Raw genomic sequence first — 15,610 nt, 5'->3', positions numbered from 1 at the left:
TATGCTGGAAAAATGAACCAACACAATCAATATTTAGGAACAATAAAAAAACATTATCCAAATCTATTAATAACCAAATCAAGCTTAAACACCAAAATTGGACAATACAATGACATATTATGTATAAACGGAGAATTAATATTTCGTTTCCCAAAATATAAAAGTGTGGCCGCTGACTTATCAAACGAAGTTCGCACATTAGAGATCATAAAAAATAAAATATCATGTAGTATTCCAGATCCCATGTATTCGAATCTTGTAGATGAGCATGAAGCATTTATGGGGTATCCCATGATCCAGGGCGTACCATTCACAAAATCAATACAAGAGCAGATTTATAATGATGATTTACAAAGAAGCGTAGCCAAACAAATTTCCGGAATATTAAGGGAACTGCACAGCATCTCAACTGAAGAAATTGGATTGCTACCTGCCCCTAAAGATCAAATACTTCATTATTACGAATTGATGCTTGAAAAGACGATTAAGGAATTATTTCCATTTATTTCTTTTGAAAAGCAGAAATACATAAAAAAACGATTTAATGAATTCTTGTTCACGGATCATTTTGCTAATTATATACCGGTTTTAACCCATGGTGACTTTGGCGGTTCAAATCTCATTTACGATAGAGAACAAGAGAGAATTTCAGGAATAATTGATTTTAGCTTTAGTAAAATTGGTGATGCGGCATATGATCTTGCTTCAATCTCGACTTTACGACCACCGTATAATTCTGAAATCATAGAGGCATATCCTATAACACAGAACATGCTTTTTCGAATGAAATTTTATAAAGATACATTTGCATTATCTGAGGCATTGCATGGCATAGAAAATGGAGATAAAGATGCATTTAAAGCTGGGATAGAAGCCTTATAGAAAATATAATTAGCTGAATTATAATGGCTGCATCACAAGGAGTTCGAACTGACTTGCCTATGTCACGGTTCTTCCATTCGCAAGAACACACGCCATATACGGCTCGCAGTTCAACTCATCGTGGAAAGCAAGCTGAGGCTGTTTCCACACTCTTTGGGGCATGATCATGACGGCTATCTCAGATCCGGTAAGCTCTCTTCTAAAAGCAAAGAAAGCAGCTGCCGATCAGAATCTACAAGCATTGCGGGCTCTTTGCCGAGCATTGCCTCTATAGAAGATCGGGAAAACCAATCGAGCCGGTCATGAAGAAGAGAACTATTCGGTACCGTATCGGAGTGAACACGATACCCAAGCAAACTGTGCTCAATACCCCGATGAAAAAATTTACCGCTGCCTAAAAAACCGGTAACCCGGACAGTGACCATCAGTTCTTCCTCCCACTCCCGCACAAGCGCAGTTTCGGGATCTTCCCCATGCTCACATTTGCCGCCGGGAAGTTCCCAGCGGCCGTCCATTACTCCGCCATCGTTTCTTCGGAGGGCCAGGAGAAGCCGGCCGCCGGAGAGCAGAAGCCCCGCCACCGATGTTACAGTTGGGTGTTTCTCTTGGGTCACAGCACCTGGATTCCCGGAAAGATGAAGTGAACCAGTGCGGTTAGCAGGATGAAAACACCGATTAGATTTCTGCGGCTTAGGAATATTCGATCAAAGCTCAGGAAAAATGCTGCCGGCTCCTCGGATTTCTGTACGAAGTATTCACTTATGAGCATGAGGGTTGCCAGAGCTCCACTGAGAACCGGAAGGATGTCTCCAAGGACCGCCAGGTTACCAGGATGAGGAAAAAACAGGCGCAAGAGGGTGAGAATTGCCATAACCACACCTGTTATAAGGATAAATCTGGGTGAAAGAATTTTTTCCGAGCTGAAGACTTCGCCACATTTTAAACGTTGATCAAACCACTCGAATGCAAGAATGAATCCTGAAAATCCTAATACAAGTACAAATAAGCTGAATATCTGAAACATTCTGTTCCTCCTATTGGAAATCCGAAAAGTAAGGTAAAAAGAAACGTTCTCGTATCATTTTGAGTTTACAAGAAGTTGGCTTGCGCAGCAAGACAATTTGGATGGAGCCGAAGGCGTAATCTTGTAAACTCTGTTAGCGGATGTGCCCCGCAGTCCGGTACCAGGCACTACAGGGAAACACGGATGTTTTCCTGTAATCGTTTTTCTGCTTAAAGCATAACGTATAAAGCAGTATCCCGAAATAAGAAAAATCACTACCCTTTCCCGTTACAGTACCAGAATAGAGATATTAAAACTGTTTGCCATGCGGTTTTTTATGCACGGGCCGGTACGGTATCTAGACTTGCGCTAACCTGTTGAACTATCCGTGAATAGCTGAATACGCATAAACGCGCCTGTACTCGCAAAGCGGACGCCTATGTTATTGTTCTCATTGTTCGGGTTGTTGTTGTTCCAGTTGCCAACTTGCAGGTTGTTGGCAGAATTGTTCCAGCTACCGCCCCCGGATGCTTGGGCGATCAGCAATTCGAAGAATTGCGACCAGCCCCGTTTCAAACGATTAGACCCGCTTTCGATACCGTGCCTGTATATAGTCTGCTTTTCAGCAGGCCATTACTATAATGAGTCAAATGAGCCGTAAGACTCTGCATACTGCTAGAATTTACTGTTGAAGTGCAAGGTTTTTGAGAAAAATTGCCGAAAACCCTTGCACCGGTTTCTGTGGCGGAGGGGAATATGTATCGGAGTGAAGATTCACAGCAGTTTGCATTTGAGGATTTTTACCTGCCATTTGGGTGAAACCTAAACCCCAATAACCGCTGGGTGCAGCTTGCCGATTTAATTCCCTGGGAGGATTTAGAAGCAGAATACGCCTCACAATTCGCTATAGAGAGCGGGCAAGGAGCTCCGGCAATCCAATTCCGTACAGCGTTAGGCGCCCTGATTATAAAAGAAAAATGAGCATGGACATGATTTCCCTGGCAAATGAAATGATAATTGCCGAAGAGCGTAAAAAAAAGGAAAATGATCCGGAAGTTGAAGAAGAAGATTCTGAGGTAGGAAACAGCGGTAAGCTTCTCCTTGATGCTACCTGTATTCCGGCGGATATCCGTTATTCAACAGATCTCTCCCTCTATATGAGGGTCGAGAAAAGCTGGAAGAGACCATCGATGTTTTGCATCTAACGAAAGCTTCCTGGTCAATAAAGCCGAGAACCTACCGTCAGCGGGCGAGAAAGGATTTTCTGTCGGTTATCAAAAAGCGGAAAGCCGGAAGAAACAAGATCCGCAAGGCCATTCGAAAACAGCTTGGGTACATACAACGTAACCTGCGACATATAGAGAAGTTAGCAGACGAAACGGGATTACAGCACCTGTCTAAACGTCAGTACCGCAATCTCCAGGTTGTTTCTGAAGTGCTTCGCCAGCAGCAACAAATGTATAAAGCTAAGGATCACCGGGTGACAGGCAGGATCGTGAGTAACTCCCAGTCCCATCTTCGCCCCATTGTCAGGGGAAAGGCTGGTACGCCGATAGAGTTTGGCATGGAGATTTCGGCGGCGAATGTTAACGGACTGATGTTTATTGATCGCAGTTCATGGGATCCATTCAACGAATCGCAGGATGTGATTTTTCAAGCTGAAGAATATCGATGCAGATACGGCATGTACCCTGCATCAATACATGATGACCAGATTTACCGCACCAGGGACAACCGAAGCTGGTACAGAGAAAAGGGAATCAGATTATCCGGTCCACTGCTGGGTCGACCACCGAAAGATCCTGATGAAAAGCGAGAGAAAAAGAAGCAGGCTCGTCAGGATGAGTTGGAAAGAATTGCAGTTGAAGGAATATTCGCTAGAGTAAAACGACGCTACTCAATGGGACGATTACTGACAAAGTTGGCTGCAACCAGTGAAACCCAGGTGGCTATGATCATGCTGGTGATGAAACTGGAAAAGATTCGAAAGGATCTTTTTTGCGCCCTTCTCCGGTGCCTGAGAATTTTGTGTAAAATCGGGAATTACCGCTGCTCACCCTTGTATGGGTGTGCTAACGTGGCAGCGTAGGGTTTTTCAGGAGGCCCTAATTAATTTTGAGAACAATATTTCATCTTTGGATCAGCTTTCGAAAAATGAAATTCGTTTGAGGTCGGTTTTTTCCAGTATTTTGTGCATATGGATGGTCCTTCTTACGACATATTTCTTGTGATTGCTCTGCATTTGATCTTTCTTCTCAGTTACATTACTTTTATTGTAATGTATTGTTAGGAGCTGATATGCGGAAATTTGCAATACCCTCTCAATTACTTTTTCAGTGCATAATTCTCATATTTGCCCTCCCATTATCCATGAATGCTCAGAATACTGAAGGCAATCCTCCCTCAGTCAACTTCGAAGAACTACGGGCTTTGTTCCCCTTGGAAGAAATTTCCAATACTCGTTCTCCTCTCGAACTGCTACAAGCTGGGGAGGCTATATTAGAGGAATTGACAGAGATCGAGGAATACATAAACGAACTCATGGAGAGCACATTTCTCGGGTACTTGGAATCGGAGAAGCTTGAAATTGAACAGAGGAAAAACGAACTGCTGTCGACGATTGCAAGCACTTTAAATCCTCCAGAGTTTTTTGTATACAGCAGTGCGTTGGATGATGCCATTGCCTATGAACGGCATGTGGAGACCGCTGTTAACGAACCGGATGATCTGTACGACTATTCGCGCCCGTTCTACCCAATAGATATTCCCTCCTCTGACTTCGCTGGTGATGTGGACAGGGCGGAAGAGTTCTTGCAGAGCAAATTAGCGTACGGGCTCGAGTATGCCGATTATTCGCATACCTTCCGGGAATCTGCCTTGCTGTTTGCCCTGGGCTATGCAAACGACCATCCTCAACAGTGGCTCGGGCATTATTATGCTGGGTTGCTGTCTGAAAACCTGCTAGATGCCTACCGATTTTCAGCCCGCGCCTATGAACTCACTCCCGCCCGGGAGGAGGTAGAAGAACTATTTGCTTTAGCGTCTCAACGGGTTTCGGAGCGTTTATACCAAGCAATTAAAGAGTATGAACAACCATTCCTCACCAATGCGGCCCAACAGCTGCCTATTCACAGCTTCACCCGGGGGGAGAAAGAAACCCCATATACATTCGCACTGAAAAATAACCATCGTTCTCTGGGCATTCTATTGGAATCAACAGCCGATTCGGCTCGAGGAAGGGTTGTAGCCAGCCTTATGGATCCTGCAATTGAAGCACAATTGGAAGATTCAATTGGTGTTTTGATTTCTTTCGGTGGTTCCCTTCGACCTCGGCTTGAGGAAGTGGAACAGCAGGTGGCTGACCTGCAAAACATTGAGCGGGTGAATCGCATACTGCGACCAATCCAAATCGGTTTGGGAATTGCTGCTGCCGTCATTTCCGGCTATGCAATCGATCAGGGAATACGGGGTTACGAAGAATATCAAAATGAAGATCGCTATTATGAGGCCTATGTAGGCCGGCTTTCAGTCCGTCGTGCAAGTCAAATTGCATCCGTGGCGGTCCCCGCCACAGTTTTCTCCCTAGGTTCCCTGCCGCTAACCATACCTTCCCTCCGTCGATTACAGACCCTGCAGGGCGAAAGAAATTTCCTTCTAAGGATGGTTGATCTTTATGAATAAAAGCTTGAATAAGAATTGGCTTCTTTACGCAGTAGTTGGAATGCTATCTCTAACGCTTCTAAGCGCGTGCAGCAATTTATTCGGACCGTTAAATAATTCCGCTGACCATTTTTCTGCTGAGGTGTTGTGGACCCGTGCTGCTGAGGATATTCAAGAGTATGGTTTTGAAATTATTGATGACGGGTTTTCGCCAACCCTTGGGTCCTTGCTTCATATTGCCGCTAATCCCGCTGCAGAGTCGACAGATGATTCGGACGCTGTTTTTATCGCGTATAGCTGGGCAACGAACAATATTAACTCCGTTTCAGCTCGGTTTGAAACCCTTACAAATGCCTACGCCGGACCCGATATTTATGTGCGAGATCTTATTGTAGATGATGGTGGTAATGCATACGTTGTAGGTTTCGATCCTATTGATGATTTGCAAAAAATTTATTCTCTTGACTATTCGGATGGTTCCTCCTCGCTGATAAGCACTGTTCCCGTCGACACACCGTGGCGTGTGATCAATCCCAACGCTGGTGCAGCTATTTCGGGGGATGGTCTGTCTATTTTCGTATCGATACCCACTGAGTTCGTTATTCTTGAATATGCAATGTCTTCTCCGGGAGATACCGGTGGCAGCTGGAGTGTAATTGCTGGCACAGAGGGTTCGCAGGGTACAGTCGACAGCACAGAAAATACTCCTGCGACCGAGGCTTTGTTGGCAGGACCCTTCGCCATAGCCGTAGAACAAGACGGCCTCCTATTCTTTGATTCAGCAATTACTTTTTTGGATGGTGACTTCAATTATGCCCGTCCTGACATACCGCGGCTTCGAAGAATAGATTCAGACGGAATGATCAGTACATTTTCTGATATCCCAGTTCTGGATGATGTGAGTCTGCCGTATGTTGAAGTATATTATTCGGCATATAGGTATTCAGTAAGTGACGGTTATCTCTCAGTGGACAATGAGCACAACATTCTCTTTGGAAACATCGATGAAGTTATCCGAATCGAAAATCGGAATGGGAAGGCCACAGTTATCAGTGGTGAAGTCGATAAGAGATTCGACTTCACAAATCCATTGAGTGACTGGACCACAGAACCAGGTTTGCTGGCCGAACGGGCATTTGATGTTGATCTTCGCTTTATTATGGATATCATGCCGCTTCCAGACGGCAGCATCATTGTTTCCCAAGGTGGATACGGAAACCTGCAGGGGATTCGAATTTTGCGCTTGTTCCAAGATTAATGTTCCCAATGATAGGAAAAGATATACCGGAGCGCAAGTGTAGCAGTAGGTGCGCGAGGAAAAATTGCCGCGAAAACCGTCAAAACCGCTCAATCGAAGTGAACTTAGTTGCTTCCAGCCGCGAAGGTTAATGAAAGCTAAATAACTATCGCAGAAAGTTATGCCGCAGCCGTATAATACTGAGAATATAATGAGTGTTTGGGTACAACTCCACTAAGGATAGGAACATAAGATCAGATTTTTTGAATTTCCACTTTTTTGACTCCAGGAGGCTGGTCGGAAACCTCCGGTTTACGACCAGCCTATGAAACCTGACTATCGGCAGGTTGACAAAAGGTAAAAAAGTAAAAAACCAAAATGTTATGCAAACTTTCAGTTTGCTGTCCTCGCAAAGCGGAAGCCTCTGTTGTAGCTCTCGGAGTCCGGGGCGTAGTTAGTGAGCCAGCGGCCAACTTGCAGGCGGGAGGCAGAACTGAACCAGCTGCCGCCCCGTATAACGCGGTAAGACCCCCCGGTCGCTGTAAAACACCATTCCCACACATTGCCGCTCATATCATAAAGCCCAAGCTGATTCGCTGTTTTACTTGCCACCTCTTGAGCTTCAGAATATGGATTTGGATCTGTATAATCATATATTGCTACTTCTCTGGTCTCTGTCTCGTTAGTATAGTCCCGGTTGGCTCCGCTGGCATAATCAGCAGGTGTCCAGTAGTACCCGGCTGTCAAGGTTGCATGACCGCCGTTAACACCGGCTGCCACATATTCTGTGGGCAGATCGCCCTCTGTGGGCTCAGTGCTGCCAATATAACGAGATGCGTACTCCCACTCTTCGCTTGAGGGCAGGCGGTAACCGTTTCTATCTGCGTTTTCAACCGTTTCTGTATGAACCCAGGTTGTATCAATACCGGTGTACACAGCATTTGCTGTGTTCCCATCACGCATCTCGGTCAGCCAGTTGCAGAACATGACAGCTCCGTACCAGGTCACACCTACCACCGGGTGGTCTTCAAAACCTGAGTCTACCGTAAAACTGCCGCCGGAATAGTTGATCTTTGCAGAAAGGTCATCGAGGTCAAGAAGCTGCTGGCCGCCATGTTTTGCCGTACTATTGTCAAGGCCGTTGTGGTCGCCAACGGTGGTACTGAACTTGCCATTATTGTACGCCCACTGCAGAACCTCGGTCATGAGGGCGTTGGTCACCTCGGTCTCGCTCATAAAGAACTTTCTCGTCAGGGTTGCAAGGTTATTGTCAACTGGTGTTGCTGATAATGGGGAAAAGGGAAAAATGATACTGGTCTGGTTGTTGGCGTAGATCATGTCTGCTGTCTCTGAGTCCACAGTAATAGTGCCATTTTGTCCTACAGTTGATGCACCGGTAAAACCGCTCTCTGCTGCTGCTGCTGTTTCCGCAAATACCGCTGTTACCACACCTGAATCAGCACTATTAGTTACTGTCTCAGCCCCGGCCACAGTAAAGAAATCCGCACTTACACCAGTCAGGGTGTAGCCGGTCTTCGCCGTCAGGGTAATGGTTGCAGTATAAGCCGTTTCAGCAGCGAATGTGCTGCTGACAGTAGGTGACCAGTTTACTTCTCCAGTGTACTGGGACGTTTCAGTAATCATGCTTACCGGAGTTTCTCCGTAAGCAGGCGCTGTTACGCCGGGCATCGCTGCGATGTCGATGACATCTGGTGCTACTGTTTCCGCAAATACCGCTGTTACCACACCGGAATCAGCGTTGTTTGACACACTTGCTGCACCGCTCACTGTAAAGAAATCCGCGGCCACTCCGGTCAATGTGTACCCGCTCTTCGCCGTCAGAGTAATAGTCGCAGTATACACCGTGTCAGCAGCAAATGTGCTGCTGACAGTTGGTGACCAGCTTACTTCTCCAGTGTACTGGGACGTTTCAGTAATTACGCTTACCGGAGTTTCTCCGTAAGCAGGTGCTGTTACGCCGGGGATTGCTGCGATGTCGATGACATCACGAGAAGTATCAACTGATGGATTCTTACAAGCACTAATCATCAAGGCAAGGATGATCAATCCTAACAATGGTAATTTATTTTTCATTTTTTTCTCCTGACAAGTATTTTTCTATATTCAAGGCGGCCATGGAGGGCCGCCTCTTTTCCCCATTAAAGTCCAGGTGGGGCATTTCCGCTAGCTCCTGTGTATAATTATACTGATTCTCCCGGTGCTATTCCAGTTCCACCTGCCGGCGGAGAATAATCTCTTCGATTCCGGTGATAATACGGGCAACAATAACGGGAACATCCTGCCCCGTATCGAGCAATTCTCCTGGGAGCCGGAAGCGGACAATTCGTTCCCGATCACGGGTATCAGGCAGTAATTCCCGGATTTCCCACTCGTTCTCTGCGAACTCGTCGGAATTTTCCCTTCCGGAAGCGGTTTCCACGCTCACCTGGACCGTTCCCGGGCTTCCGGATACCAGATCCTCCAGGGCACGGATTTTAACTGTAGCGAGGATCTCATTTCCGAACTGAATTGCCCTGAGTTGAAACTGATGGGTTTCATTCTCCGAGGTGCTGGGATCAGGTTTCAAAAACGTGTTGAATATGATGAATATGATAATGATAAGAAGAATATCGATAATCAGCAGGACATTTCCCCGGTTCTTTCGGAACCAGGAGCGGTGATCCACTCTTCCCAGACTGTCTCCGGCCAGGCTCACGCGTTCTTCACGGTTGTAGTGAAAATGATACTGGTCGCTCCCGGGTGTGTGGGTTTCCGGTGATTTTGGTTCTCTCATACTTCAACTCCCCGGTACTGAAGTTCTCCCAGTATGCGGGAAATGGGTGGCAGCATTTCAGTGGATGAAAAAAAACCCAGGCTGGCATAACTCCTTCTGCCTGCTTCACTGTGAATCAGTACAGCGGCTCTCAGCGCGTCCCAGGCCTCAAGCCCTCTCCCCAAAAGTGCCGCCCCGATTCCGGCCAGACAATCTCCGCTTCCGGCGGTTCCCAGCGCAGGATTCGGCGCATCTAATACCGCACTGCGCCCCTGAGGGTCCGCGAGGTAACTTAACGAAGAAGTGATCACAACTGAAGCCTCATAGATGCGGGCAATTTCGGCCGCAGATTGAAGGGGATCATGGAGAATCTTCTTGAGATCTCTATTCAGCAACGCCGCAGCTTCCCCAGGGTGGGGAGTTAATACAAGGGCAGGAGAGCGGCCGGCAAGGATTTCCCGTACTGCGGTATCTGATGCCAGTAAACGGAGAGCATCCGCATCCAGAAGTAAGGGAATCGGGGACTGAGCCAAAGACGTAAGTATACTTCGCTGGTCAGCTCCCCTTCCCCAGCCCGGTCCGGCTAGAGCAGCGCTTCCCCACTCTCCGGGTTGGAAGCTTTGATCCGGAAGCGTTCCGGTCATGAGGGCCGCTTCATTTGCTGATACGCTTTCCAGAACGTTGGGATTGCTGTTATACACCTTTACCAGTCCGGCGGAAGCGTGGAGGGCCGCGGATGCCGAAAGCCGTGCAGCCCCGCTCATTCCCTCGCTGCCGGCATACACTTCAACCTTGCCTCGTACGCCCTTATGGGCGTGGGAAGGGAGGGGTGGAACCAGCTGCTGAAGCATTTCGAGAGATATCCGTTCGCTGAGTCCCGGATCATCAACTTGGCTGAACTCCGGCTTAGCGGACGATGTGGAAGAATCCGGATAGGAGGCATACACCCGTTCCAAGCGGGAGAGGGGGAAACCTATGGTGATGGTACGGATTTCACCTGCAAGTTCCCGGAAAGCGGGTCGAAAGAGAAAGCGCCGAGGGAACTGAACCCCGAGGGTCACATCAGCTTTAAGAATGGGCCAGTCGGAGGAAGCCTGTTCACCGCTACCACTTGGAACATCCAGAGCATACCGTTTACCGGGCCAGGAGTTCCACAACGCACACAAGCGTTGTAATCCGCGGCTGTGGTCTGTGTTCTCTTTCCCGCGGTTCACAGAGCTGTGGTCTGCGGCTTGTTTTTCGGTGTTTGCAGCGCTTTGGTTCACCGGTCCATGGTTTACCGGTCCATGGTTTACAGGCCCATGGTTCACAGGCCCCAGATTCAAAGGATAGAGAGGGCGGCTGATTCCCGACCCCAAAAACCCGTCAACCAGAACCCATGAGAATGCCTCCGACTTCCGGGTGTCAAGGAAATCACAAAAGCGGTCCCAGGATTCATCGTTTGGATCTGAATTTAGTATTCGTACCCGGGATTCATCGGTATCCAGGGCTCGAAGCATGCGGGAGACGAGTGGGTCCTCCTTTGAGGGGGGACGGTAAAAAACTTCCGCCTGATATCCGGCCTGAATAATGTGGCGGGCGAGAACCAGCGCGTCGCCGCCGTTATGTCCCGGTCCGGCCAGAATACAAAAGGCTTGATATCCGGCGGCTTTTTGCACATCTCTGAGCAACTCATTGGCCATGGTTGTGCCGGCTTGCTCCATTAGGATCATCTCGGGAACGATCTCTGCTGATTCACGGTCGAAAGACCTCATAATTTCTGTATCCGCTATAAATCTTCCGGCACGGGCGGGGATTTTTCGCTGCCCGCTGGATGAATTAGCATGTGGGTGTTTATGAGTACGGTGTTCTGCCATGGAATATTCCTTTTTTCCTGCCGTTTTCCAGTTCTGCTCTGATTCTCCTCTGCGGCTTCCAACCTGATGTTTCCGGGAGAGCGGTTCTGGACAGGAGATTACGGCAGAAGTTCGTCCGCCCTCCACCAATAGAGGGAAACTCCCCCGGGATCCCCCAGCAAGGCGGTAATGATTCCTTCTCTGGATACGGTGTAATCGTTAAAAAAAATATCAGGATTCTCCACCCGGAGAATTCTTCTCGCAACCAGTCTTCCTTCATTATCCATGATAATCATTGTATGTTCAAAGCTGTTGTTTCTGCTTATGAAGAACAAATGCCCGTCCGCAGCGGTTCCAATGAACTCGAATAGATACTGAATATACTCAAGCCCTTCCTGACCGGGAAGCGGCTGTAGATTTTCCGGCAGTTCAAATGAACCGCTGTACACGCTTTCGGGTAGATCCAGGGTGTATACCGATGAGGTAACATTTTCCCCGTCCTCCTGTTCGAAATTCACATGAAGATATAGGCGGTAGGACTCCATATCAGGATAAATGGTTTCCAGAGAGGGGAAGGTTCCCTGCTCGCCGGCAGGCAAATGATCTTCATCAATTCTGAGAGTGTAAAGAATATCGCCATCCCGATTATACCAGAATATCTTGTATGCATTGGGGCTCCGGGTAGTAACAACCAGATCATCCCGGGAAGTGAGGTTCATGGATACGATAAATGGAAACGGGGTTCCGCCCACCCCTTCCTGCCCGATATAATCCAGATATTCCCCGGAAGGTCCGAAGCGATGGATTACGTGCTGGAGTGCGGTACCCGTCTCCTGATCAAGAAGTCTCCGCTCCGGGGCAACATGATCTTCCACCAAAAGAACGTGATCTTCCGTGACGGCAATATCACCAATATTCCGAAAGGGAAAGGCTGTGGCACTTCGGTTCACGACCATTTGTTCATCCTGGCGGGAAGAGAGGAGTACAGGACGGGGATTTTCTTCTTCGTTATATATAAGAGAGATAAGATCACCGTATGAGGAGAACTCCATCACCTTGGAGCCCAGTGAGTTCCCGATAAATATAAGGCCCTGGTACATGTAGAGGGAGTTCTTTCGGTTCGGAAGGGTATTGCCTCGGTGAAAAATATCCACTTCATCCTCGAGAATTCCCACGGGCAGGGAAAAAAGACGTTCAGCTTCCAGAATCTCCCCCCCGCTCCTGCTTTCACAGGAGGAGAATAGACTTATCAGCAGAAGAATCCCCGGGACTATACAACTGAACGCTGCACGCTGCTTCCCGGTCCTGGTCTCACGCACGGTATACATGCCACGATACTAATGAGGCTTGTACTCTCTGTCAATCTTGACCGTGAAAGGAGCTGAGTATAGACTCATGTCATGTTACAAGGACTATTTGAATCGTTATTTGGAAATAAACATGAAGAGGATCTGAAGGAATTACTGCCCATCCTTCATGATGTTAACGCCTTGGAAAGCTGGACCCGAAAACTGGGGAAAGAGGATTTCCTCAATCATACCCGTGAGATGAAGCAATATCTTGAAACAGAAGGGGAGATGTCCGAGATTCTCCCCAAAGCGTTTGCCTTGGTACGGGAAGCAGCCAGACGGACTCTGGGGGAGCGCCCCTATGATGTTCAGGTGCTGGGTGGAATTGCCCTGCACCAGGGAAGGATCATGGAGCTGAAGACCGGTGAAGGAAAAACCCTCTCCAGTGTAGCTCCCGCCTATTTGAACGCCCTGGAAGGCAGGGGTGTGCACATGGTCACAGTGAATGATTATCTTGCCAAACGGGATGCGGAATGGATGGGTCCGGTTTTTGAATATCTGGGACTGACTGTGGGATACGTAATCAGTCAGCTTCCTCTGGATCAGAGAAAAGACGCATACGAAAAAGATATTACCTATGGAACCAACAACGAGATTGCCTTTGATTATCTGAGAGATAACATGCGCTACTCCCGCAAGGAGAAGATGCAGCGGGGACATCATTATTGTATTATTGATGAAATCGACTCTATCCTGATTGACGGAGCCCGAACTCCCCTGATCATCTCCGGGCCTACCCAGGAGGATACCAGAAAATATGTAGAGGCCAAAAAGGCGGTTCAATTTCTGGAGGAATGCGCAAAGGATCCGGCGACCGGTGAGTATCCCGAGGAACCTGTGGGGGATTACAAGGTTGAGGAAAAGAACAAGAAAATCAGTTTCACTGACGAAGGTTTTACCAGTTTGGAAACCGCACTCCAGGGCCAAAAGACCTTCAGCGGCAGTTTATATGACAGTGAAAACTTTGAATACATTCATTATGCAACCCAGGCGTTGCGGGCTAAGCTTCTGTTTCACAAAGATACCCATTATGTGGTGAAAGAGTGCATGGTGGAAATTGTGGATGAGTTTACCGGACGTATTCTTCACGGTAGACGTTACAGCGAAGGTTTGCATCAGGCAATTGAAGCCAAGGAAGGGATACGGATTCAGCAACGCAGCCGCACCCTGGCCAGTATTACATTTCAGAATTTTTTCCGGATGTACAACAAGATCAGCGGGATGACCGGTACTGCTGCCACGGAAGAAAAGGAATTCCAGAAGATATACGGACTGGATGTTGCCGTCATTCCAACCAACCGCCCGGTAATTCGGAATGATGAGGATGATGTAATCTTCCTGGATGAGAAGGCCAAGTTCAATGCCATCTGCGATGAGATCCAGGAAGTGAGTGGAAAAGGTCAGCCCATACTGGTGGGGACTGTTTCCATCGACAAATCTGAGCGCCTTTCCCAGCTCCTTACCAAACGGGGCGTACGGCATGAAGTTCTCAATGCAAAAAATCATGCCAGAGAGGCCGTAATTGTAGCAGAGGCAGGGGCTGAAGGTTCGGTTACCATTGCAACCAATATGGCCGGGCGGGGTACCGACATTAAATTGGGAGGAAACCCCGATTTCCGGGCCAGGAGGGCTGCGGGAAGCGATGCCGACGATACAGCTCTTGAAGCCTCTTTTGCAAAGGAACGGGAAAAATGGATTCCGCAAAACAGGAACGTTAAGGAACTGGGTGGACTGTACATTCTTGGTACCGAACGGCATGAAAGCCGCCGGATAGATAATCAGCTCCGGGGACGGAGCGGCCGACAGGGAGATCCCGGGCGGAGTAAATTCTTTTTGTCCATGGATGATGAACTGATGCGTCTTTTCGGGGGCGGTGCGGCCAACATGAAATCATTAATGGCCAGGGCAGGACTTCAGGGCGAAGTCGCCATGAACCATCCCCTGCTCAACCGGGCCATTGAACGGGCGCAGAACAAGGTGGAAGAGCGAAACTTCGAAATCCGGAAGCATCTTCTGAAATTCGATGATGTTCTGAATGAACAAAGAAAATTCATTTACGATCAGAGAGACAGCATTCTTCAGGACGACGAACTTATCCGTAGAGTTCTTTCCAGCGTGGAAGACAGTCTTGAAGGTTTCGGCGAGGCGTACGGGGCACGTAAGGTGCTTGGCGAGTCAGGAGCAGCGGAGCTTGGTGATCATTTGAAGGAAGAGCTGTTGTACAGTCTTCCGGCAGATTCCGCCGACTTCTCCAGTCTTACTGCAGAGCAGGCAGGAGAGCAGATTCTAGCTCTAATCCGCGATGAACTCAGTGCAAAGGAACATGCCATCGGCAAGGAAATCCTCAACCTGGCTCTTCGCAGAGAATATCTCATGAATATCGATAACGGGTGGCAGGATCATCTTGAAAATCTGGAAGCGCTCCGGGAAGCCGTGTATTTGAGAAGTTACGCCCAAAAAAATCCACTGCTTGAGTATAAGCTGGAAGGTTTCCAGATTTTCGATGAAATGCTTCAGAGAATCCGCCTGGCTGTGGCGCGAAAGCTCATACTGGTGCGTACCCAGGGGCTTGAGCAGCCCTCCGCAGTTCAGATGCCCAGGGGCGAGGTGAAGCACCAGGAACTGAACCTCCTCAGCCGTTCAGGAGGAGCCCCAGGAGCGCAGGGTACCAAACCCGCTGCGCGGGCATCCGGCGCCGGTTCCCGCAGAGGTCCGCTGCCGGGCCAGAAAGCCTCCACGGTGGTTCGCTCACAACCGAAGGTAGGAAGAAACGATCCCTGCCCCTGCGGCAGCGGAAAGAAGTACAAGCATTGCCACGGTTCATGATTCCTGTGGTATAGATGCCGAAGCCGGCAGAATTTCAATGACGGG

General features: G+C 48.4%; 12 protein-coding genes and 1 pseudogene. 7 read left to right on the top strand and 6 right to left on the bottom strand.

Annotation, left to right across the window (positions count from 1 at the left end; genetic code table 11):
- Nucleotides 1–12 precede the first annotated feature (12 nt).
- Nucleotides 13–882, top strand: coding sequence for a phosphotransferase (locus AC52PS_RS04095; RefSeq protein WP_495561765.1), 870 nt, complete (start codon nucleotides 13–15; stop codon nucleotides 880–882).
- A gap of 173 nt (nucleotides 883–1,055) precedes the next feature.
- On the opposite strand, the gene AC52PS_RS04090 is transcribed toward AC52PS_RS04095, so the two are convergent.
- Together AC52PS_RS04090 and AC52PS_RS04085 are read right to left on the bottom strand one after the other, a co-directional pair.
- Nucleotides 1,056–1,496 (bottom strand): NUDIX domain-containing protein, encoded by a 441-nt coding sequence (locus AC52PS_RS04090; protein WP_495561764.1) that lies wholly within the window; start codon nucleotides 1,494–1,496, stop codon nucleotides 1,056–1,058.
- A complete protein-coding gene (locus tag AC52PS_RS04085) occupies nucleotides 1,493–1,906 on the bottom strand; it encodes a hypothetical protein (RefSeq protein ID WP_495561763.1) in 414 nt (137 codons plus the stop codon). The genes AC52PS_RS04090 and AC52PS_RS04085 overlap by 4 nt, the downstream gene beginning before the upstream one ends.
- Before the next feature lie 816 nt (nucleotides 1,907–2,722).
- Between AC52PS_RS04085 and AC52PS_RS04080 the strand changes: the two are divergent.
- From AC52PS_RS04080 to AC52PS_RS04060, 5 genes and pseudogenes are all read left to right on the top strand, one after another.
- A pseudogene (locus AC52PS_RS04080) lies at nucleotides 2,723–2,866 on the top strand (hypothetical protein); the annotation flags it as partial.
- On the top strand, nucleotides 2,863–3,090 hold the full coding sequence (locus tag AC52PS_RS04075) for a hypothetical protein (protein ID WP_495561762.1): 228 nt from the start codon (nucleotides 2,863–2,865) through the stop codon (nucleotides 3,088–3,090). The pseudogene AC52PS_RS04080 and the gene AC52PS_RS04075, both read left to right, overlap by 4 nt.
- Nucleotides 3,081–3,974 carry a transposase gene (locus AC52PS_RS04070; RefSeq protein WP_495561761.1) on the top strand — a complete coding sequence of 298 codons (894 nt, stop codon included), beginning with the start codon at nucleotides 3,081–3,083 and terminating at the stop codon, nucleotides 3,972–3,974. Before AC52PS_RS04075 ends, AC52PS_RS04070 begins: the two co-directional genes overlap by 10 nt.
- A 350-nt stretch (nucleotides 3,975–4,324) precedes the next feature.
- Nucleotides 4,325–5,566: a hypothetical protein gene (locus tag AC52PS_RS04065; RefSeq protein WP_495561760.1), complete on the top strand. Its 1,242-nt coding sequence runs from the start codon at nucleotides 4,325–4,327 to the stop codon at nucleotides 5,564–5,566.
- Nucleotides 5,559–6,803: a hypothetical protein gene (locus tag AC52PS_RS04060; RefSeq protein WP_495561759.1), complete on the top strand. Its 1,245-nt coding sequence runs from the start codon at nucleotides 5,559–5,561 to the stop codon at nucleotides 6,801–6,803. Before AC52PS_RS04065 ends, AC52PS_RS04060 begins: the two co-directional genes overlap by 8 nt.
- A gap of 372 nt (nucleotides 6,804–7,175) precedes the next feature.
- On the opposite strand, the gene AC52PS_RS04055 is transcribed toward AC52PS_RS04060, so the two are convergent.
- From AC52PS_RS04055 to AC52PS_RS04040, 4 genes are all read right to left on the bottom strand, one after another.
- Nucleotides 7,176–8,876, bottom strand: coding sequence for a formylglycine-generating enzyme family protein (locus tag AC52PS_RS04055; protein WP_495561758.1), 1,701 nt, complete (start codon nucleotides 8,874–8,876; stop codon nucleotides 7,176–7,178).
- Nucleotides 8,877–9,003: 127 nt separating this feature from the next.
- Nucleotides 9,004–9,576, bottom strand: coding sequence for a hypothetical protein (locus tag AC52PS_RS04050; protein ID WP_495561757.1), 573 nt, complete (start codon nucleotides 9,574–9,576; stop codon nucleotides 9,004–9,006).
- Nucleotides 9,573–11,411 carry an NAD(P)H-hydrate dehydratase gene (locus AC52PS_RS04045; RefSeq protein WP_495561756.1) on the bottom strand — a complete coding sequence of 613 codons (1,839 nt, stop codon included), beginning with the start codon at nucleotides 11,409–11,411 and terminating at the stop codon, nucleotides 9,573–9,575. The genes AC52PS_RS04050 and AC52PS_RS04045 overlap by 4 nt, the downstream gene beginning before the upstream one ends.
- A gap of 98 nt (nucleotides 11,412–11,509) precedes the next feature.
- Nucleotides 11,510–12,718 (bottom strand): LIC_12708 family protein, encoded by a 1,209-nt coding sequence (locus AC52PS_RS04040; protein ID WP_495561755.1) that lies wholly within the window; start codon nucleotides 12,716–12,718, stop codon nucleotides 11,510–11,512.
- 72 nt (nucleotides 12,719–12,790) lie between these two features.
- On the opposite strand from AC52PS_RS04040, the gene secA reads away from it, so the two are divergent.
- Complete coding sequence (gene secA, locus AC52PS_RS04035; protein ID WP_495561754.1) at nucleotides 12,791–15,565, top strand: preprotein translocase subunit SecA; 2,775 nt, start codon at nucleotides 12,791–12,793, stop codon at nucleotides 15,563–15,565.
- Nucleotides 15,566–15,610 lie beyond the last annotated feature (45 nt).

It is taken from the genome of Salinispira sp. (assembly GCF_059431795.1).
The sequence above is the reverse complement of the archived record's forward strand: the minus strand, read 5'-3'. Positions and strand labels throughout refer to the sequence as shown.

Excerpts from the sequence above, each read along its gene's own strand:
- AC52PS_RS04095 (WP_495561765.1), top strand. The coding sequence starts at position 13 with ATGAACCAACACAATCAATATTTAGGAACAATAAAAAAACATTATCCA.
- AC52PS_RS04085 (WP_495561763.1), bottom strand. The coding sequence starts at position 1,906 with ATGTTTCAGATATTCAGCTTATTTGTACTTGTATTAGGATTTTCAGGA.
- AC52PS_RS04075 (WP_495561762.1), top strand. The coding sequence starts at position 2,863 with ATGAGCATGGACATGATTTCCCTGGCAAATGAAATGATAATTGCCGAA.
- AC52PS_RS04060 (WP_495561759.1), top strand. The coding sequence starts at position 5,559 with ATGAATAAAAGCTTGAATAAGAATTGGCTTCTTTACGCAGTAGTTGGA.
- AC52PS_RS04055 (WP_495561758.1), bottom strand. The coding sequence starts at position 8,876 with ATGAAAAATAAATTACCATTGTTAGGATTGATCATCCTTGCCTTGATG.
- AC52PS_RS04050 (WP_495561757.1), bottom strand. The coding sequence starts at position 9,576 with ATGAGAGAACCAAAATCACCGGAAACCCACACACCCGGGAGCGACCAG.
- AC52PS_RS04045 (WP_495561756.1), bottom strand. The coding sequence starts at position 11,411 with ATGGCAGAACACCGTACTCATAAACACCCACATGCTAATTCATCCAGC.
- AC52PS_RS04040 (WP_495561755.1), bottom strand. The coding sequence starts at position 12,718 with ATGTATACCGTGCGTGAGACCAGGACCGGGAAGCAGCGTGCAGCGTTC.
- secA (WP_495561754.1), top strand. The coding sequence starts at position 12,791 with ATGTTACAAGGACTATTTGAATCGTTATTTGGAAATAAACATGAAGAG.